Source organism: Acidisoma silvae (assembly GCF_020618775.1).
Lineage (GTDB): Bacteria > Pseudomonadota > Alphaproteobacteria > Acetobacterales > Acetobacteraceae > Acidisoma > Acidisoma silvae.
The window spans coordinates 1-18,685 of sequence record NZ_JAESVB010000033.1; the positions used below are offsets into that span (position 1 = coordinate 1).

Genomic DNA, 18,685 nt, shown 5'->3' on the forward strand with positions numbered 1-18,685 from the left:
AAAAAAAGCACAACTTTTCCCTGTTTAAAGCTAAGTCAACCTGTAGGAGACTTTTTTATTGGGGTTATCAGCCATAAAGTACTGACAGAAATTTCCTATTTTGACGTACGCCGCGTTCTGCAAGAAGAACGTGACGTGGAGCGGTATCTCGGAATTCAAAGACCTCTAAACGATGCCCGAGTGCGTGACCTAAAGAAATATGTAACTTTTTACGATTCTACTTTTCCTACCTCCATCATCATTGCAGTGAACGCTGACACCGCTAGTTATTCTGAAGATCGGCGAGAGATGACCCTCTCTAATATCATCCAACCCACCCTTGATGATTCAATATTATTCCGACATATTGCACGTGTCATCGATGGGCAACATCGAATCGCGGGCCTGGCGGAATATGATGGCCCTGAATTCGATCTTAGCGTTACAATTTTCGTCGGAATTGATATTGCGCAACAGGCGCAAATATTTTCGACTGTTAATCTTGAGCAAACAAAGGTTAATAAAAGCCTCGCATATGACCTTTTTGAGTTATCGGCGAGTCGTAGCCCGCAAAAGACCTGCCACAACGTGGTAGTAGCATTAGACCAAGACACAAAAAGTCCATTTTATCATCGAATCAAGAGGTTAGGCACAGCAACATCCGGACGTATCGGAGAAACACTAACGCAAGCGACCTTCGTAGAATCTCTTCTAAAGCTCATTTCGAACGATCCCCGTCAAGATCGGGACCATATCTTACGTCATCAGGCAATACCGCTTGCATCTAATCTCGAATTAAATAATTTACCTTTTAGAAATTTATTTCTACAAGGCGGAGACATCAACATTGCAAAAATCATTTGGAACTATTTTGAAGCCGTGAAAAACCAATGGCCTGAAGCTTGGGACTCGAACGATCGCGGTTACATTCTAAATCGGACAAATGGATTTCGCGCCTTGATGCGAATGTTCCGTCCAATTTATCTGATGCTTGGGCGGCCAGGTGAAATCATTGATCATGCTCGTTACGAAGAGCTTTTCTCCAAAATGGAAATCAAAGATTCTGATTTTCATATCAACAATTTTCCACCAGGCAGCAGCGGTGAAGCTGCCCTGGTACAACGAATTTCATCAGAACTTACAGCGTTTGGTTGATTCGTGAATGGCAGTGTTGCGAGATTTAGTTTGTCTGGCGTTCGTCGACTTGGTCGAGTAAGAGAACCGGGCGCAGCGCCCCTTACGTTCGGAGAGCAAGCGACGCCGCCAAGCACTAACCGGCACCATGATACCTCCAACTGGCTCACACCCGCTGGGCAGCTTCCCTAAGAACTGCGGCTGGCACGAGAATGGTTTGCTCGAGCTGCCCCAAGCTATTCGCATTGAGTTCGATAGTAAAATCGCTTTTTGAAGAGAGATGCCTGGCGTACCGCTTGCGGGTTAACAGACGCGCGCTTTCTAATCGCCGCCAATTTCTTCCTGTTCAATACCGTCCCGCCACGGACGCAATACGATGGCGGTAAATGAGTTCGTGCCACAGGTGCTCATGAAGCCGCACTCGGCAGCCTTCGACCGCCTAAATCTGTCCATTCTCAACCTCTCTTTGGGTGGCATGCGGACGGGTGCCAACACCGGCGCTGAGTGCCCCACGCCCTGGCCAATGAGTTCGTCAAGCAGTCGCTCTGAAGATGGCGCCGCTCCGCTTTAGACGAGGAGGCAATGGACGCGTTTCTAGCCTCACGTATATCTGGTTAAGAGGTGGGGTGATATTGGCAGAAAACCCGTGATAAGACCATTTCGATCAGAAAGAGACTCTAAATGGCTTCCAAAGCGCGTACTAGACCAGAAGCACCCGACGAGGCAGTCGGAGTTAGCTTAGAAGCCGCAATTAAGGAAGATAGTTATATCAAGCTTTCGGCCAGGGACGGTATTCTAAGCAATACGTTGCCTAAGGAATTCCTTGATCGATTTGAGGTTCATAGTTACCGAAACGCCAGCAACATCCTTGCGTCGGCAAATGCGAAAGAACTCAGCGAGCTTGTGGAAAGTCTGATGGAGTTTCGCATTACTATGAACGAAATTATCACTCCGGGTGGCAACAAAAGCATCATTGCCAAGAATATGGATACCTTACTTGTTCCAAAAGGATGGTATGAAAGCCGCATCACTGGCGACTTAATCGTCAAGAAAACGACGAATCTCCCCGATGCGACCAAGAGAAAAAAGGGGGAGAAAAAGGTACCGGACGAAAAACTTTATAAAGTAGAAAACTATATCGATGGCCACAAAATAGACTTCGTAAAAAACCGTGTGGCCTTCGACATGGAATGGAACAGCAAAGATCAAACGTTTGATCGCGATCTATATGCAGTAAGAACGTTCTATGAGTGTGGCATCGTAGATGCGGGTGTTCTGCTAACCCGATCTGCTTCGCTGGGCAAAGTCTTTGCTGAAATCGGCAGTCGCGGTGACATAAAGGATTTTAAAAGCAAGTATGGCGCAAGCACAACATGGATGGGCAAGCTGCTCTATCGATTGGATGCCGGTCGCGGTGGTGGTTGCCCCGTCCTCGCCATAGGAATCACCCCAGCAGTTATTGAAGATTTCGAAGACTGGAAATCAGCTCATCCTGAGATCAAAAGGGAAATGGCTGCAGATGAGCTGATTAAAGAAAGCGGTGAAGAAGAAGACGAATAGCCTATTCAGCCGGCACACCTACACGACGGTCAGCACGAGAGTTATGCGCATATGTGTCCCAAGTGGGCTCATAGGACTCATCCGCCTGATTTCCCCAGACCGTCCAGCCTTTGCGAGTGCCCCGAGAAAACATTTCAAGGCGGGCACCAGGACTGCATGACTCAATGAGTTCATATTGCTCGTCAGGCTTACGGCTGTGCTCCCGTTTCCTGGTTCCCATGTAATTCACCTGAGTGCGTCCCGGGGCAAGGGTGCGTGCGTTTTTGCCGCGAACACCAAACAGCAGAATTTCGGTAACATTACGGAAGTAGAAGCCGACACCGCGACCATCCGAGCCACCATCTTTCCGCAGCTTGTGCCAGATGATGTTGCTCTTATAGTTGAATCCCCAAGCCTTCAGCACCTGCAAGCCTTCAGGCAGCAAGGCGTTTGGCACCCACAAATAAAGATGAGCTGTAGGTGCAAGTGCCTCTTCTACCGGAAGGGCACAGATTTCGGGTAGCGTCATGGTGCCATAACGGTTCAGGCGACGGTGCTCAGGCGCAACCTTGCCAGTCCGATTAATGAACTGCCACGGCGGATCGGCGAGGACGGTCGAGAACTTCTTTCCAGCCATTGTCTTACGAAAATCGACAACCGCATCAGAGGCGAACGGTTTTGCTTTAGTCATAGTCTTCATTTCTCCGTCGCGTCGCTATTTGGACCGGTCCGTTCGTAGTGTTCCCAAACTTCCACGAACAGCGTGTTTGGTTCGATGCCTCGAATGGCAGCGCGAGCCTTGAATGCACGCTTCACATTCGTTGGAATCCGGATTTGCAATGGCTCCTTTTCACCGGTCCCTGTGGGGACGCGGCGGCGGCCAAGCGATTCGGTGCCGTGTTTAGCTAATGTCATGCGTGCATGCATGCATGCACGCATGCGAGCCGTCAATCAGATATTCTGATGTTTGACATAACGATCTGTGCGTAGCGAGGTCAGCCATACGCGCCGGGGCCGATGAGTGGGATCGGATATCCGCCCCTGCGTAAGGTCAGCAGAGACGGTCGGCCACCACAATCAGGCAGTCGGCAGCGAAGCTTTGAAGTGACTGCAGCCATGGTTCGGGCACTAAAGCGTGGCATCAGGTCAGATACGGGAAACGTGGTTTCTCGCGGGCAGGTCGAGCACGTTACATCGAACTCGAAGGTATCGAAATCGGAGATGGGACTGCTCATCACGAGGTCTCGGCGTTTTCGCTGCGAGATGTTGTGACCCACCACACCTACCCTACCGTCCGGTAGCGAGTGTCGTCATAGTGAACGGTAGCGGTGCTATCCTTGACCCCGCACCGTCTGCATGAGGCGGTGACGATATGGTCTGCTCCAGCGCAGGAATGGGCTATGGGCAAAGGCGACATGATGTGAACAAAATAGGAACACGATGATCCTGTAAAGCTCCTTCCTGGGAATTCTTGGGGATAAGTCTGTGATAGGCCCTACCTTATTGCTTTAAGCATTGTCCCCGGATCTGCGTCGGATAGGTCATATCGGGCATCATTCTGTCCGCAGAGCCGCCCTCTCCTGCCCATACAGTGAAAAATGTCCTCGATGCCTTAGAGATCATCAGAACCCACGAGTTGACCTCGTTTTCCCGTGCCCACCAGCTCAAAGCGACAAGACTGTCACTGCTGTCCTCCTCGACAACGAGAAGCTGTGTAGAGCCTTGTTCTTGTATTTGCGCCCACTTCTGACCGTAGACGGTTATCTCGACCATCCTGGCTGCCTGCTGGTAGGGATAAGAGCAAACCCACCGGTCACCAGGTTTTGCGAAGGCCGGCAAGGGCCAAGCGGCCAAAGTGACTGCAGCCAAGCTGAGAGACAGACGCAGCATCATCACCTCTGTTCCCGTGTGACCATATCACTAGCCAATCCGTGCATCACTAAGGCTAACGCCCTATCCCCTGGCCCTGGCTCTTACCCAGGCCCAGCTTTTGCTTCTGGGCTGCCTTCTGCTGCAATTGCATTCTTTCCTCCCGGACTTCGTGCGCAAGGGCCACGCGCGCCTGCCGCTGCTCCAGCTTCGCTTCCGCCTCGGGTTGAACCGCGGCCAGGGCATCCCGCTCCCGCTGTTCCAAAGCCGGGAGTGCCTGAAGGCGTTCCGCCCGCCTCAATTCTTCGGCCGTCAAACGGGCAGCCGCGCCCTTTTCGGTGGCTTCGTGCAGCTCCAACTCGCGGTCAGGCTTGATGCCCATGCGATGCCCGTATTGGGCGAACGTCCCCATACGCTGCCAGCGTTTGTCGCCTTGGTCGATCGCATCGTCCCGCTGCCGGCTGTTCTCCTCGATCGACGTCTCGGAACGGGCCAGATCCTTGCGCACTTGCTCCAGCCGATCGGCGGCGGCAGCATAGTCCGGTGAGACCAGCCGGGCGGCGTCGGCCACCGTCATGGGACGTGAGACATAGTTCTTCCCGTCCCGCACGGTCGCCGCCTCCAGCGCCTGGTCGTAGCTTAAGCTGTCGGCTTTCAGCAGTTCCTGCCGCTGCGCCGCGCGGGCGGCCTCCGCAGGCGATGCTGGCTCGGGTGCCGCATCCGCTGCAGGCCGTGCCTTCGGCACCGGTTCATCCAGCCCAGGCATGTATCGCGGGCCGCCGCCCAGCTTCAGCCTGTCGAACTTGCCATCACGCTTCTGCTCGGGATCCGGCATCGGCCGATAGGGCGCCTCCCTGAGCGCCTCCCGCTCCGCCTGCGCCTTCCGAACTTTGGCTTTCAGCGAATCATCCTGTTGCCGCTCAGCCTGAGCCGGCCGCGCCTTGGCCGACCGCGCTTTACCCGGCCCTTCCCGCTCCTGCTCCCGACCACCCACGACGGTAGCGGCACGCTGAATATCGCGTGCCACGATCTCGCTCGCCGGCACTAGGCCGCGCCGCTCCGCGTACCCGGCGAGCGCATAATCGAGCGTCGTCTCTTTCGCGTTCGACCGGCTGAGCCGCTCGGAAAGCGCCGTCAGATCGCGGAACTGCTGCCGATCGGCATAGAGCGCCACAGCGGTCCGGTGCCGGGTCATGCTGACATAGGCGAGGTGCTTGTCCATGCTTTCAGAGGCCAGCACGAAGGCCCGATCGACTGTCGCCCCCTGGGATTTGTGGATCGTCGTCGCATAGCCATGATCGACCGCCTGGTAGGTCTCCTGACGGACCTCAACCAGCCGTCCCCGCTTGCCGCCGTCAGCATCCATCCGCACCTGCAGAACGCCGGCCTCCGCACGCTCCACCGCGCCGAGCATGCCGTTCTTCACGCCAAGGGTGCGGTTGTTCTCCAGGAACACCAGACGGTCACCGGCAGCGAACTGCCGCGCGCCGTTGATCGTCGCAAAGGGCGCCTCCTCTGCCAGCGCCCCTTGCTCTTTCCGGGCGCCGCGGATGGCGTCGTTCAGCTCACGCACATCGACCCGGCGATGGGCTAGTACGATCCGACTACTGTCCGGGTGGGCCGCCATATCCGCCATCACGTCATCAACGATCGCGCTGCGCGCCCGGTCACCGTCCGTTCCAAATTTGACGGCGCCATGATCGGCGTATGCCGCCAATCCGTCCGCCACCCGGCTCCGGCCAAAATCGACAGAGGCTTTCCGCTGCCAGTCCTCGGTCTGCCGGCGAATGGCGCCCAGCTCGACGAAGCCGATCCGCTCGGCGATCGCACGGAAGGCCGCACCCGCATTGATCGGCTGCAGCTGCTCGGGATCGCCGACCAGCACCAGCTTGGCACCGGCCCGATCGACCGCTTCCACGAAGCGCGCCAGCTGCGCTGACGACACCATGCCGGCCTCGTCGATGACAAAGACATCGCCCTTCTGCGGAAGGTCAAAATCACGCTGCCAGCTGAGCTCCCAGGATGCCAGCGTTCGCGACGGAATGCCCGACGATTGCTCCAGCCCCTCAGCGGCCTTTCCGGCGAGAGCGGCACCGAAGACCCGGCCCGATCCATCGCCGCGTTCCCAGGCGTCTTTGGCCGCCGCCAGCATCGTGCTTTTGCCCGCCCCCGCGAGCCCCACGACCGCGGCAATCCGCTCCGGTCCCGCGACATGCTTCACAGCCTCACGTTGCTCGTCGGAGAGATGCCGATGCCGGTCGAGCGCGATCGCCGTGCCGATTGTGTTTGCCGATCCGTAAGACCCGGCCACCCACGATGCGGCCATGGCATCGGCCCGATAGGCCATGTCATGCTCGATCTGGAATTGCGCCCGCGTCGTGAGACGCGCGCTTTCCAAAAGCTGACCCTGCTCGTCTTTCCGTTCGGCCTGCAGCTCCAGCAAAGCCGGCGACGCCATGACCTTGGCATAGGCTGACTGGAAGGCGGAGGGCTCATCGATATAGCGGTGCAGCACCCGCGCGATATCCCGCCGGTCGAAGACGCTCTTCTCTCCCGTGATGATCGTCAGAACTTCGTCCGGCTGTTCGATAATCCGGGCCGCATTCCGCGCAGCTGCTGCTGGCTCGATCCGCTGGCGTTCAACCTCACCACCCTTGCGGGCGACACCGGTCGCATGCACACCGACATGCTGCGTCGGCTCGATCTCCAGCCCCCGCTCCAAATGACTGCGATGATCGATCTGCACGTCGTGCCCGGCCTGCGCCAAAGCGCGGTTGGCATGGGTCTCCCAGGCCGCGCGGATATCCCGCAGCTGATCATGCGAAGTCGGCAGCCCTGCCGATTGCAGCCGCTGGTTCTTCCATTCGAGCTCGGTCTTCTCGCCCAAGCCCTCGGGCGTCACCTGGCGCGTCGTTATCAGCAGATGCGCGTGCCGGTTGCGCAGATCCTTGGTCTCATGCGGTTGGTGGATCGCAACATCAACCGCCGCCCCGTAGCGCTCGGCCAGATAACCAGCGAACCCCCGCGTCAGCTCTAACCGTTCCCTGTCATCGAGCTCATGCGGCAAAGCCAGCACGAACTCGCGGGCAGTACGCGCGTCCGACCGCTTCTCGGCAGCCTCCGCCGCATTCCACAGCGCCGACCGATCCCGCGCCCAATCGGCGGCGACCCCAGGCGGCAAGACAATCTCAGAATGGTCGACACCGCCACGCCCGGTATAATCGTGGCTCAGCCCATCGCGCGCATTCGTCAGATGCTCCGCCGCGCGGTAGGCTGCGGCTGCGACCGCGCTCCGCCCTTGCGTGCGGCAGATGGGCTTCATGCTCAGATGATAGATCGCCATCGAGAGTTGACTCTATCAGCACTGACTTGCGCAGCAAGTCGTAAGTGCGCCCTTGCTCACTATCTCTCGCTCGGGTCGGCGGTGAGCCCGGTCACAAGTTTGGGATTGAAACCGTTCGAGTGCTTGCAGCATCATTTTGCAATGCGGTTAGCTGATGGCACAAAAGCAAGGACAAGACGGTTGAGCAAAGTCACCGCAGACCAACTCGCCAAGCTGCAACAGAAGGCCGATCAAACGGTAGCTCGGTTACAGGCAGCCAAGGCCAGAATGGCGGAGGCTGAACGCAAGCTCGATACCCGCCGCAAGATCATCGCGGGCGGTCTACTTTTCGATGCGGCAGCCAAGGATAAACAATGGGCGCATCATCTGGCTGTCCTGCTCACGCGCATCGACCGTCCGAATGACAAGGAACCCTTCGCGGATTGGACCATCGACAAATACAAGGCTGAAGGCGGTAAGCTCGGTGACCGGCGCAAGGCGAAGCTGGCGGCGGCAGACAATGGCGATGCCGATACCAATACCGGCGCCGATGATGAGGCAGAGGATTTAACGCCAGGCAAGGATGGATCGACGGTCGCGAACGCAGCCGACTGAGATCTTTTGTCATGCGTGTTGTGATCATTGCGGCGACGATCAGCATTCTCGCCGCATCCGGAGGTCTCGCGCACGCCGATAGCGTGGCGGACCTGTCCCGTCCCTCCTCCACCGTGCGCGATTGCGTCAACACCTGGAACCCGACAGATCCCAAATACGGCCAGACCTGTGAAGCGATAGCCGCGGTTCTGACCTGGCGGGAACGGGCCAGTGCCATCGATACGGCGCGGGATGTCATCGTCGGCGCTTCCCGCGATCCGAGCCGCACCGATAAGGAGGCTGTCCGCGGCGCCTTGGTCACGCTGTCCGATGCAGCCGATGCCATCACCAGCAGCATCCACCCACAGCGGCTGGAACAGAACACCTTTGCGTCCACGCTGAGCTGGATGCGCAAACAGTTCGAGGCCTTTCACCTGCCAATCCCGGACAGTCTTGGCGATGGCTTTCAGGCTATGGCGCGCGGTCTGGACGATCCCCGTCTGCTCATCGTGGATCGCAATGCGATCTATGACCGCAGCGCCAGCATGGCCGACGCTCTCAGCGAGGCCGTGGCGGAGACAACGGACACCATCGCCCCGGACACCAACGCCGCTGTCATGGCCGCGCACCAGGCGGCGATGGCGGCCGCGCAGGCGGCCGATAATGGTCACTACGATGCCGCTGCCGCCTCCGCGGCGATCGTCAAAGCGGCGGGTCCCGACCATGCGGCCATCGCGGATGGGCAGTTCCGTATCCTGCAGGCGTCGATCGCCCGCCACCCCAATCAGGCCAGCTACCTGGCGCGCACCGGGCGTCATCTGGCCCGCATCCCCGATGGATTGATCGGCCTCCTGGCCGTCTGCGTGGTCTTCGCTCTGTGGAGCTTCAAGACACGCATGATCATCCATGGTTTTCGGGCAGCCCTTGAAGGCTCTGTCCTCTTCATTCTAGCGGCGGCCGCGAGCTGGCTGCCGGTTATTCTTCTGGTCTCGATCGGAGTGTTGCCTGGGGGACTCTGGCCCGGTCTGTTGTGGCTCGTCCTTTTCACCATCCTTTTCAAAACCGGTCATCGCTTCGTGCCGGCCAGGCTCAAGCAGGGTTGGTTTTCACTCGCCGGTCTCTTCGGCGCTCGCCAGGTGCCCAGCACCCATGGCACGGCGCATTTCAGCGAGGTCGAGGAAGCAACCGCCGGCAATCACCTGGCGCCGTCAGCACCGCCGGATGCCTTTGCCTTGGGCTGGCTGCACGGCACGGGCCATCGGCCGGACGGTCGCTTCCGGCAGGACGGGCACATCCTGACCTGCGCGCCGACCGGCGCCGGCAAGGGCATCGGCGCTGTCATCCCAAACCTTCTCGATTACCCGGGCTCGGCCTTCGTGCTCGACTTCAAGGGTGAGAACTATGCCGTCACAGCCCGCGCCCGTCGCGAGGCCGGTCAGGACGTTTTTCTCATTGACCCCTTCGGCGTCACCGGGGCGCCCAGCCACGGCATGAACTGGCTGGACGCTCTCAATCCTGAGGATCCGGATGTCGTGTCGCTGGCCGGCGCCATGGCCGAGATGCTGGTCGTGTCCACCGGCCGGGAGACCGATCCGCACTGGACAGAAACGGCGCGCGAGCTGCTCCGCGGCCTGCTGATCTATGTCGCGGGTCTGCCGCCCGAGCAGCGTTCCATGAGCGCGCTCCGGGCCATTCTCACCGGCTCCGAGGATGACTGGGCGGAGGTGCTGGCTGACATGCTGGCAGATCCCCTCCGCGGCCACCGGATCGTCGCCCGCACGGCGACCGCCCATCTCAACCGCCCCGAGAAAGAACGCGGATCTGTCCTCTCCACCCTCGTCCGTCACACGGCCTGGCTGGACGACCCCCGCCTCGCCCGCGCCTTCAGCCGCAGCGATTTCGATCTCCGCGACCTCAAGCGCCGCCGCATGACAGTCTATCTCGCCCTGCCCCCGGATCGCCTGCGGGCCTGTCTTGGTTTTGTCCGCGGCTTCATCGGCCTCGCGCTCGACGCCATGACGGCGACGCCTGGAAAGCCGGCGCATCGCGTCGCCTTCTTCCTGGACGAATTCGGGCAGCTTGGCCGCATGGATAGCCTGGCGGACAACATCACCATGCTCCGCGGCTACGGCGCCCAGTTCTGGCTTTTCGTGCAGGATCTCTCGCAGCTCAAAGCCGTCTACCCGCGCTGGCAGAGCTTCCTCGCCAATACCACCCAGCAGTTCTTCGGCACGGCCGATTACGACACCGCCAAATACCTCAGCGATGCCCTGGGTCAGTTCACGGTCCGCTACCGCACCAGCAGCCAATCATCCCAGACCGGCTTCAGCACGCGGCCGGGCGGTGGATCGGCGGGATCAGGTGAGCACCTCCAGGGCCGGTCCCTGATGACCCCGGACGAGGTCATACGCCTTGGCCCCGCCCGGCCCATCGTCATGATATCTGGCGAAGCGCCCTACCTGCTCGAGAGGCTCAATTATCTCGAGGACGCGCCCTATGCCGGGCGCTTCGATCCGAACCCCATGCACCAGGCTCAGGCTGCAACGTGAGGGGGCTGGTGGGGAATCTTGCGAGGCTACTTTGCCGCGATCTGCTTTCGAACAGGAGAAACTGATGGCTTCAAAACAACGCCTTCTGCAACTACTTCAATGTTTGCACCTGGATACACAGCTGCCGCTAGTTCAAGGCTTTGAATAAAACGTGGCTTAAAGTGGAAAAGCTCCCGGTATGAGCCGCCAAACTGTTTCTTTAATGCTGCCCATGTGACCAGGCGATCGCTTCGGAGTACGTGCAAACGATAGGCAAGCCAAATGTAGCAATCCAGTGCAGCTGGATTGTTGTTGAGAGCGCGGATTGCGGCTTCTTCCAATGGAATAGGATGCTTTTTCAGTGCCTCAAAAAAGCCCTCGCTTAGTTGCGCTGTTTCCAGCGAAAGTTGGCCCTGGGTTCCGCGCTCTACGCCGCCTATGAACAGCGCTTTGTCCACAATTGCTTGGTTGACCAGGGCTGAAGTCGACCCTTCCCCTTGGATATGGAAGGTTAAACGGCACCGGCTAATTCTCTCAGCTTGGTCTCTGACTGACCGGCCCGTGGTGCCGCCATAGCTAATGCCAATTCTCGACAACCAGTCTCTCAGCGAGGTCCCAAGTTCAACTTCGCGGCGGCCTGTGCGCAAAGCTTCCGTTTGAAGATAAAGAAGGATCAAGCGAGCATGAGCCCCATATGGGACACCCACGTGCTCCATCGGACCGTCTATAGAGCCTGAGGCGAGGCGCAAACCAGGTTCGACCACCAAACGAACCCGATCCGTGGCAATTTCCCACCGTGCATCGGAAGCAAGCTTCTTGAGTGGAAGAGCACATTGAGCCCAGCCGCTATAGGCAAATCCTAGAGCATTTTCTTCGTCAGACATGTAGCTGGACGCGGCTTCGACCACGTTTCTGGGATGGCCAGCTTCAAGAGCTACCTTTTTCCCATGCTGTTCTAACAGGCTATGAACCGACCCCATTGGCTAACTGTGAACTATCACGTCTGATTCGTCTCTGGGGAATCCTGCGAGCAAGCTATTAGGAAGGTTATTAGTAGATTCTACTATTAGTTTCCTCGCAAGATTCCCCGGGATAACTCATAAAAACCCTTGTTTTTCCGTCGCAGATCCTCGCAAGACTCCCCATCACCCTCGCAAGACTCCCCAGATGACTGGGGATTTCTTCGCCTAGTACACGGGTGCGACTCGAAAGCCTTACGAACTAAAAATCGCGGTCATTTTGACCGAACTAATTGGTAGCCGTCCGGATTTGGTGGGAGTTCCACAGGAACCAGCATGCTATTGTCCTAGGATGCCAGAACGCCATGAAACTAGTATCTCAGCATCATCCCTTCTTTGGGCGTGGCGGACTGTAACGGTGAACCGGTCCCTGCCCTTTATCGGCTAATAGCCGATCTAGCCCAAGCAACAGGAGCTCATGGACAGATGGTATGTCGAGGTCGAGCGCTAGCTGTCTGATCCGTTTATGTTCAGCCGGGAGAAGGTAAACGGTTGTCCCGATCGTCGCCGCTTTGATGCCGCCGGCCCCTTGGGCTGACGGGGCGAGTTTTACTTGGGCAGTTGGCGGCGTTGCGGCTTGCGGCAGAGCCGCAATGGTCGTCCGCGGCAGATCCTCCACGGGTGTTGAGCGAGTGGGTGCGGCGCCAGGGCGCACAAGAAGACCCGCAGCCACAGTAGATGGGCGTTTTTTGATAGCATCCATTGTCCTAGGACGCCCGGACGCTGGTGCGCTTGGACCCTATTTTGGCAAGATCTGCCGCGACGAAATGCCACAATGCCCTAACTTCCTCCGCAGCCTTGCCCTTTGGAGCAAGCTCCGTAGCCGCGCGGCCGGTAGCGGCTGCCATAGGAAAGTCTCCTCGGATACGTAGGGGAGGGGCTACGCGACCGCGCTGAGCCAGGATCGGGAGAGCGTCGTCATAGAGGCGGGATTTCCCCGGTGGGGCCTGCGTAACGACAAATGCAAATGCGCGTCCAGCTTCTTCAGCCAGGTCAAGAATAGCCGGAAGCGCATCCAGATCGTCCGTGGTAGGCCGCGTCGGCAAAAGGATGAGGTCGGCAAGTTTCATGACGCCGGCCAAAAAGGGATGAACAGAGGGCGGCGTGTCTATGATGCATAGATCAGTACCAGCAGCTTTAAGCTGTCGGATTGCGTCCTCCATTTGGGAAGGGGAGGGGGCCGCAAGGGCCGGATTAGGATCGTCGCTCTGGCCCTCAGTTCGGCGGTTCCACCAGCCACGCAGCGTTCCTTGTGGATCAAGATCCACAAACACCACCCGTTTCCCAGCAGCGGCCGCTGCCACCCCAAGTTCGCGTGTCAGCGTGGTCGCACCGACACCTCCCTTTTGCTTCGCCACCATCACAACGCGCATCTCTTCCAACCCTCGCTAGAACGCACGGACCCTAGCTCACTTGGATGCGGGGATGCCATAGCACTAGCGTCCTAGGACGCTAGTGCTATGGCATCCCCGCAAGGGGCGCAAATCTAAATGGCGCAGACCCTTACGATCTTGGCAGAGGGCCTTATGCCAGGAATTGCCAAACCTATGACCGGCTTTAGTTCTGGGATCATAGAGCTAGCTCTCAAGCATCGCGGTGATGCTTTTCGGGTAGTCTACGCACTTCAGATCGGTGCAGACATTTGGGTAGTGCACGCTTTTCAGAAAAAGTCGAAGTCGGGAATCAAAACCCCAAAGCAGGAACTGAATTTAATACAGGAACGCCTAAAGCGGCTCCGGGAGATGCTGAAATGACTGACGACATGGAAATTATCCGCAGCAGCGGCAACATATTTCGCGATCTCGGGCATCCGTATGCTGATCGGGAGCAACTGCGCGCCTTGCTCGCCGCTAAGATTATCGGGGTTTTGGATGATCGGAAGCTTACTGTCCGCGCCGCACACGAAGTAACCGGCGTAGCAGCGGCTGACTTTTCACGCATCCGTAAGGCAAATCTCGGCCGGTTCACGATTGATCGTTTGATGACAATCCTCTCCAGCCTTGGGCAGGAGGTCGACATTTTAGTTCATGTTCATCCTCGCGTTACCGCCATTAGATCAGATTTAGACCCTTAGCGGGTATTATTATTCAGAAAGCATCTTTGTTGGAAACGGCATGAGCAAGTTTAGTATGGAGCAGCGATTGCCTCCATGATCTGGCTCTTCGCGCGTTGGCGCTTGAAAAGGCCCTGCACGAAGCGGCGTGCGATATCGATCGCGTCACACGGAGTGTCTCGCAGACGACCGCCATCGGGAACTATCTCATGGCAGCGACACCCGTTTTTTGGAGCACATCGCGACAAGCTCTTCCTCGGCATGGGTTGCTGTCAAAGCCCCTTGCTCGGCCATGCGTCGCCAAATGAAGAGCTAGACACCGCGCCAACGCTTACCGTGGCACCCTGCTCATGGGTCTCGTCATCCCCAGCTTCTCTGCCACAGACCAACGCCGTCGGCGCTCCGGTCCAGGCAAAACTTCGGTCCAAGGATAAGAACCAGTCATAGAACCGACCGTATAACTAACCCTTAGCTAAGGGTGAGCCACGTCCGCAGATTTAGAGGGCACGTTCACCGCTAGTTTTATGCACTTGTCCATTGCGAATTCTACGGGAGTAGCGTAGCACATTTGAATCGATTTCGCATCATAGGCGGAACAGAAATGTCTAAAGTTGCATTCGTCACTTTGCTTTTTAGTTTGAGCGCGGTGCCAGTATCTTTTTCTACAGCACAGGGAATAAGCGAAGTTGCAATGCAAGTTTGCGACAATACAGGCTACTGTGCTCCAGTAGATCCAGGCAGCGCATTGATTATTCTTGGATTGGCCCAATTGGCAACCGAATTAAGCAAAGACAAGCCGTTTGGTAAAAATAACGATATAGTAAAAAATATAAATTTTATGATACATGATTTAATAAAAAGCCCTGGTAAAAATAACGACATCGTCAAAGCATTCAATAACGCGGGCAAGGACATTCGGTGTGGTCCAGGACCCAACAACGATATTGTACAAGCCCTAGCCAAATTTGGCATTCACGTCGCAACCTCAAATTGTTGAAAGCTAAACATGCCTATAAAATTTTTCATGCTAATAAGTACGCTATTATTAATTGGCTTCTGCCAACAGGCTTTTGCCGATGAATGCGATAGTGCCGTTGAACAAGCGACACTTCAGATTGACACTATTTATCTTCCTAAAATTGATCTTTGGACAAAGATAAGTTATGCGCTTCAAAATAAGGGGCTAGACCCTCACAAATATCCTGTCATTATGCCAGATGGCAGCGTAGAGATTCTCGATATACCTGATGTAATAAGCAAATTAGCTATCCAGAGAGCAAATGGCTATAATCAAATTCAGCAAGCTGTCGCTGACTGTAAAGATGCGATTGCTCCTTATCAAAAGATAACTGACGTCTCTGCATTCATTGTAACTGGTGGCCTGTCTGCGGTCCTACCTCCTCAAATGACCCATGTAGATGCAGCACAACTTCTTGGAGGTCATCCGATTGGAGGTGCCGGTGCGCTAATTCCATCTACTCGCGATGCAGTTCTAAAATCCTTGGGAATCAGCGGTGATGTTGCTGGAATTATCAAAGACCCCTTGTGTGTAATACACGGGGGATGCTCGTAATGAAAAGAGCTCTTCCGAGAAGTAACGCAATCATTTCTTGTTTGTTTGCATTCTATTTTTATCATTCCAATGATGCGGTTGCTCAAACTGATATTTGTCGCCAAGCGGCCGCTAATGTCGATGATCAAACACATAAGACTTATGATAGCCAAATCAACTTTTATTTAAAAATAGCCGGTGCGCTTCAAGCAAAAGGAGTGGACCCTCGTTCTTTTCCTCAAGCAAATCCAGCAGGTGGAATTGATGTTTTGGATATACCTGAATTAATTCAAGCACTGGCACTTCAAAAAGAAAATGCTCGACAAAGCATCTTTCAAGCGTATCAGCAGTGCGAAGCAGGATTTATTCCATATCAAAATATTCTTAATGTTGGATCTTTCTTTTTAACTGCTGGAATTTCGCAAATTGTTCCGCCCGCTGCAACACACATGGACGTAAGTAATATTTTGGCTGGCACACCTTTTGGGGGGCATGACGCCATTGTACCCAAAGCTAGGAGCCAGGTATTAGACTCTCTAGGAATAGGAGGGGATGTTCGCAAAGTAATCGAAAATCCTGTATGCATTTTTGGCTGCTGATGATGGATTGCAACCCTTACATAGTTCAGCGTTTTTCATTACATCCGTTTTATTTTCTTGCTTTGAGTGCGGTAAGGCTTCTGTTCCGACAGCATATAATCAATGATTTAGCGATAGAAGAGAGCGATTTTTCAAAGGCGTATCCGCTCGACCTCGTCCTGAGTGAGACGCTCCTTGGTCCGATCATAGAGCTTGGTTGTCCGCGGGCTCTCATGCCCGGCCATTTCCTGAGCATGCTCAAGCTGTCCACCATTGGCTAGATAAGCCGTGATCCCCGTCGCCCGGAAAGAGTGGCTACCGATCGGCGCCGTGATACCGGCCATAGCAGCTCTCCGGCGGATCATCCGCCAGGAGTCAGGCTGGGTCATGTGCTGTTCCGTTAGCACCGTCGCGTCATGCCCTGGAGACGTTCGAAACAGCACCCCCTTGCGATCCTCGGCGATGCCGGCGGCATTAATATAAGCATGCAGTGCCTCGGCGAGGGCATGGTGGCAGGGCATCGAGTGCTGCTTGCCACCTTTCTCATGGAGACGGACCGTCCAGCCGGCGCCCCGCGGGCGCAAGTCTTCCACCTTCATCTTTAACGCGGCTCCAATCCGCGCGAACGAATAGGTAAGGGTGGCAATTAGCGCTCGGTCGCGCAGATCCCGGACAGTTTCAGTGGGAATGGCGTCGAGCAGCCGGCGCCATTCGCCGGCTTCCAGCACGGGCGTTGCCCCGACCTTCACGACGTGTTTGGGCCCGCGGACGGCAGCCGTCGGATTGGTGGGCACCACTTGGCCGGTGACGAGCCAGTCGAAGAGCATACGGATCGCCGCCAGCTGCTGCTTCACGTCCGGCGCCGAATGCGTCTGCTGCCGCGCTTCGATATAGCTGGCCACATCATAGGGGCGGATCGTCGCCAGTGTTCGGCCGCGTTCGTCGCACCAGGCAAAGAATTGCTGGCAGGCCCGCAGATAGGCACGGCGTGTATTCGGGTTCCGGATATTAGCCGTGAAAAAGTCGATGAAACGCCAGGCCGCCTGGTCCCCGGCCGCGGTGATCGTCACCGGCACCAGATGGCCCCCCGGCAGCGGAATTAGAGCCGAAGAGGCCGGAACAGAGGGGAGCGGGTTCATGCCGTTTCAATCATGGTGCGGGTCATCGTCCACGCCTCATATTGCACGGAGCCGGCTGGCAAAAAGCCGAGCTTGGTGGCGACACCGAGTGAAGCGGTATTGGCCGGATCGATATCAGCGATGATCCGTTTCAGCCTGAGCGTGCGCAAGGCATGGTCAAGTACGGACCGCGCGGCTTCGGTCGCAAAGCCCTGACCCCAGGCCGAGCGAACCAAACGCCAGCCGATCTCGATTTCCGGGCCAAGCAGATCTTCCGGTGCCAATAAGATCCAGCCGATAAAGCCGGCTGGCGTGAAGACGCACCAGTAGCCCATCCCGTGCGGATAGGCGTGATGAATACGCGCCGTGACAAAGGCGGCATGGGCGACCGGATTGCGCCAGGGGCCGGGAATGAATTGCGTGACCAAAGGATCCCGGTCCATCGCCACGCATGCTTGGTAGTCGAGCACGCTTCGCGGCCGGAGTTCCAGCCGGGCGGTCTTGAAGGTCGGGAGCTGCGGGGCCGGGCCGGTTTCCATCCATCGACCCTACCACCCATATCCCGCATGATAACTACCTTTATCATGCGGGATATGGCCTGACGTTCTGCAACATTGAACATCAAGCGGTTTCCCCCTAAACAAACCTTTTCTAGCTTTTTCAGATGTTTGACCAATTGACAGAACCCAAAATTCGGACCGTAATTATTAAACTCCAGAAGAACATTGGGGTGCCGTTGCTCCTAGATATCTTGGTAACACACGATCGTCAGACCCATGCTTCAACTGGAATCCCATTAGAATGAGCGAGGGACGCTCGATCAAATCGTTCTTTCGGCACCTACCGCTTATCGGGGGTCTAGTCGATGCTCGATGGCGCGATCATCGAGAAGCAATCAACGAGGTTGGCGTTAACATTTTACTTTCTACGATGCCCATATGGCTTGGCTGTATCTTTTTCCTTTTAGCACACAACTTCTCGATGTCACTCGGCGAAGCAATAACCCACAATGTGGAAAACGGGGAATTATTCCTATACGCAACAAGCATACTAGCTCCGCTATTTTATTTTATTTTTAAAGATTACGATGGAATCAGAAAATTTCCTAATGCAGCAAGTTTTATGGTGTTGTCCGTTATAGTTCTCCTTGTTGGAGGTTGCGGGTTTTCATTTACAAGGCTAGGGCCACTACTCGGCATAAATTATCAATGGAATAGCAGCACACTATTTATTTTTTCCGCCGCAGTTTATGCAGCAGCTATCGTGATTGTTTATCTTGCGCATGTTTATAGAAACTGGCGCGAAACTGGAGGAGCTGCAGCCTTCACGATGGAAACACAAGATTTTGTATCGGCCTTTAACCGGGAGCCGAAGTCGTGACGGGCTCATTCATCGAAGAT

18 protein-coding genes are annotated in these 18,685 nt (G+C 56.2%); 10 read left to right on the forward strand and 8 right to left on the reverse strand.

What is annotated here, in order from left to right; genetic code table 11:
- Positions 1-1,134 (forward strand): DGQHR domain-containing protein (locus ASILVAE211_RS24710; protein ID WP_227324033.1); only part of this gene is annotated, 1,134 nt, incomplete at its 5' end.
- Positions 1,135-1,794: 660 nt separating this feature from the next.
- Positions 1,795-2,673 (forward strand): BglII/BstYI family type II restriction endonuclease, encoded by an 879-nt coding sequence (locus ASILVAE211_RS24715; RefSeq protein ID WP_227324034.1) that lies wholly within the window; start codon positions 1,795-1,797, stop codon positions 2,671-2,673.
- Position 2,674: 1 nt separating this feature from the next.
- Here ASILVAE211_RS24715 and ASILVAE211_RS24720 read toward each other — a convergent pair whose 3' ends face one another.
- The 4 genes from ASILVAE211_RS24720 to traA form a co-directional block, all read right to left on the reverse strand.
- Positions 2,675-3,343, reverse strand: a complete 669-nt coding sequence (locus ASILVAE211_RS24720; protein ID WP_227324035.1) for an MT-A70 family methyltransferase — start codon at positions 3,341-3,343, stop codon at positions 2,675-2,677.
- Between the two features lie 5 nt (positions 3,344-3,348).
- A complete protein-coding gene (locus ASILVAE211_RS24725; RefSeq protein WP_227324036.1) occupies positions 3,349-3,579 on the reverse strand; it encodes a hypothetical protein in 231 nt (76 codons plus the stop codon).
- A 573-nt stretch (positions 3,580-4,152) separates the two neighbouring features.
- Positions 4,153-4,545 (reverse strand): hypothetical protein, encoded by a 393-nt coding sequence (locus tag ASILVAE211_RS24730; RefSeq protein ID WP_227324037.1) that lies wholly within the window; start codon positions 4,543-4,545, stop codon positions 4,153-4,155.
- 52 nt (positions 4,546-4,597) lie between these two features.
- Positions 4,598-7,864, reverse strand: a complete 3,267-nt coding sequence (gene traA / locus ASILVAE211_RS24735) for a Ti-type conjugative transfer relaxase TraA (protein WP_227324038.1) — start codon at positions 7,862-7,864, stop codon at positions 4,598-4,600.
- 180 nt (positions 7,865-8,044) lie between these two features.
- Between traA and ASILVAE211_RS24740 the strand changes: the two genes are divergently transcribed.
- On the forward strand, positions 8,045-8,458 hold the full coding sequence (locus ASILVAE211_RS24740) for a hypothetical protein (protein WP_227324039.1): 414 nt from the start codon (positions 8,045-8,047) through the stop codon (positions 8,456-8,458).
- Between the two features lie 11 nt (positions 8,459-8,469).
- Positions 8,470-10,986, forward strand: a complete 2,517-nt coding sequence (locus ASILVAE211_RS24745) for a type IV secretory system conjugative DNA transfer family protein (RefSeq protein WP_227324040.1) — start codon at positions 8,470-8,472, stop codon at positions 10,984-10,986.
- 26 nt (positions 10,987-11,012) lie between these two features.
- Here the strand turns inward: ASILVAE211_RS24745 and ASILVAE211_RS24750 are convergent, their stop codons facing one another.
- Entirely contained in the window at positions 11,013-11,849 is an 837-nt protein-coding gene (locus ASILVAE211_RS24750) for a replication protein RepA (protein WP_319799640.1), read from the reverse strand.
- An 842-nt stretch (positions 11,850-12,691) separates the two neighbouring features.
- Positions 12,692-13,357, reverse strand: a complete 666-nt coding sequence (locus ASILVAE211_RS24755; RefSeq protein ID WP_227324042.1) for a ParA family protein — start codon at positions 13,355-13,357, stop codon at positions 12,692-12,694.
- A 117-nt stretch (positions 13,358-13,474) separates the two neighbouring features.
- Between ASILVAE211_RS24755 and ASILVAE211_RS26605 the strand changes: the two genes are divergently transcribed.
- The 5 genes from ASILVAE211_RS26605 to ASILVAE211_RS24785 all read left to right on the forward strand — a co-directional run bounded on the left by ASILVAE211_RS26605 (position 13,475) and on the right by ASILVAE211_RS24785 (position 16,188).
- Positions 13,475-13,738: a type II toxin-antitoxin system RelE/ParE family toxin gene (locus ASILVAE211_RS26605; RefSeq protein WP_227324043.1), complete on the forward strand. Its 264-nt coding sequence runs from the start codon at positions 13,475-13,477 to the stop codon at positions 13,736-13,738.
- A complete protein-coding gene (locus ASILVAE211_RS24765; RefSeq protein WP_227324044.1) occupies positions 13,627-14,058 on the forward strand; it encodes a helix-turn-helix domain-containing protein in 432 nt (143 codons plus the stop codon). Before ASILVAE211_RS26605 ends, ASILVAE211_RS24765 begins: the two co-directional genes overlap by 112 nt.
- 580 nt (positions 14,059-14,638) lie before the next feature.
- Entirely contained in the window at positions 14,639-15,034 is a 396-nt protein-coding gene (locus ASILVAE211_RS24775; RefSeq protein ID WP_227324045.1) for a S24/S26 family peptidase, read from the forward strand.
- Between the two features lie 9 nt (positions 15,035-15,043).
- On the forward strand, positions 15,044-15,610 hold the full coding sequence (locus ASILVAE211_RS24780; protein ID WP_227324046.1) for a hypothetical protein: 567 nt from the start codon (positions 15,044-15,046) through the stop codon (positions 15,608-15,610).
- On the forward strand, positions 15,610-16,188 hold the full coding sequence (locus tag ASILVAE211_RS24785) for a hypothetical protein (RefSeq protein ID WP_227324047.1): 579 nt from the start codon (positions 15,610-15,612) through the stop codon (positions 16,186-16,188). The genes ASILVAE211_RS24780 and ASILVAE211_RS24785 overlap by 1 nt, the downstream gene beginning before the upstream one ends.
- A 131-nt stretch (positions 16,189-16,319) precedes the next feature.
- Here the strand turns inward: ASILVAE211_RS24785 and ASILVAE211_RS24790 are convergent, their stop codons facing one another.
- Positions 16,320-17,306 (reverse strand): tyrosine-type recombinase/integrase, encoded by a 987-nt coding sequence (locus ASILVAE211_RS24790; RefSeq protein WP_227324048.1) that lies wholly within the window; start codon positions 17,304-17,306, stop codon positions 16,320-16,322.
- On the reverse strand, positions 17,303-17,824 hold the full coding sequence (locus tag ASILVAE211_RS24795; protein WP_227324049.1) for a GNAT family N-acetyltransferase: 522 nt from the start codon (positions 17,822-17,824) through the stop codon (positions 17,303-17,305). The genes ASILVAE211_RS24790 and ASILVAE211_RS24795 overlap by 4 nt, the downstream gene beginning before the upstream one ends.
- A 262-nt stretch (positions 17,825-18,086) precedes the next feature.
- Here ASILVAE211_RS24795 and ASILVAE211_RS24800 point away from each other — a divergent pair, with 262 nt between their 5' ends.
- Complete coding sequence (locus tag ASILVAE211_RS24800) at positions 18,087-18,665, forward strand: hypothetical protein (protein WP_227324050.1); 579 nt, start codon at positions 18,087-18,089, stop codon at positions 18,663-18,665.
- Positions 18,666-18,685 lie beyond the last annotated feature (20 nt).

Coding starts and splice junctions, on each gene's coding strand:
- ASILVAE211_RS24715 (WP_227324034.1), top strand. CDS start 1,795: ATGGCTTCCAAAGCGCGTACTAGACCAGAAGCACCCGACGAGGCAGTC.
- ASILVAE211_RS24720 (WP_227324035.1), bottom strand. CDS start 3,343: ATGACTAAAGCAAAACCGTTCGCCTCTGATGCGGTTGTCGATTTTCGT.
- ASILVAE211_RS24725 (WP_227324036.1), bottom strand. CDS start 3,579: ATGCATGCACGCATGACATTAGCTAAACACGGCACCGAATCGCTTGGC.
- ASILVAE211_RS24730 (WP_227324037.1), bottom strand. CDS start 4,545: ATGATGCTGCGTCTGTCTCTCAGCTTGGCTGCAGTCACTTTGGCCGCT.
- traA (WP_227324038.1), bottom strand. CDS start 7,864: ATGGCGATCTATCATCTGAGCATGAAGCCCATCTGCCGCACGCAAGGG.
- ASILVAE211_RS24745 (WP_227324040.1), top strand. CDS start 8,470: ATGCGTGTTGTGATCATTGCGGCGACGATCAGCATTCTCGCCGCATCC.
- ASILVAE211_RS24750 (WP_319799640.1), bottom strand. CDS start 11,849: ATGTCTGACGAAGAAAATGCTCTAGGATTTGCCTATAGCGGCTGGGCT.
- ASILVAE211_RS24755 (WP_227324042.1), bottom strand. CDS start 13,357: ATGCGCGTTGTGATGGTGGCGAAGCAAAAGGGAGGTGTCGGTGCGACC.
- ASILVAE211_RS26605 (WP_227324043.1), top strand. CDS start 13,475: ATGGCGCAGACCCTTACGATCTTGGCAGAGGGCCTTATGCCAGGAATT.
- ASILVAE211_RS24775 (WP_227324045.1), top strand. CDS start 14,639: ATGTCTAAAGTTGCATTCGTCACTTTGCTTTTTAGTTTGAGCGCGGTG.
- ASILVAE211_RS24780 (WP_227324046.1), top strand. CDS start 15,044: ATGCCTATAAAATTTTTCATGCTAATAAGTACGCTATTATTAATTGGC.
- ASILVAE211_RS24785 (WP_227324047.1), top strand. CDS start 15,610: ATGAAAAGAGCTCTTCCGAGAAGTAACGCAATCATTTCTTGTTTGTTT.
- ASILVAE211_RS24790 (WP_227324048.1), bottom strand. CDS start 17,306: ATGAACCCGCTCCCCTCTGTTCCGGCCTCTTCGGCTCTAATTCCGCTG.
- ASILVAE211_RS24795 (WP_227324049.1), bottom strand. CDS start 17,824: ATGGAAACCGGCCCGGCCCCGCAGCTCCCGACCTTCAAGACCGCCCGG.
- ASILVAE211_RS24800 (WP_227324050.1), top strand. CDS start 18,087: ATGAGCGAGGGACGCTCGATCAAATCGTTCTTTCGGCACCTACCGCTT.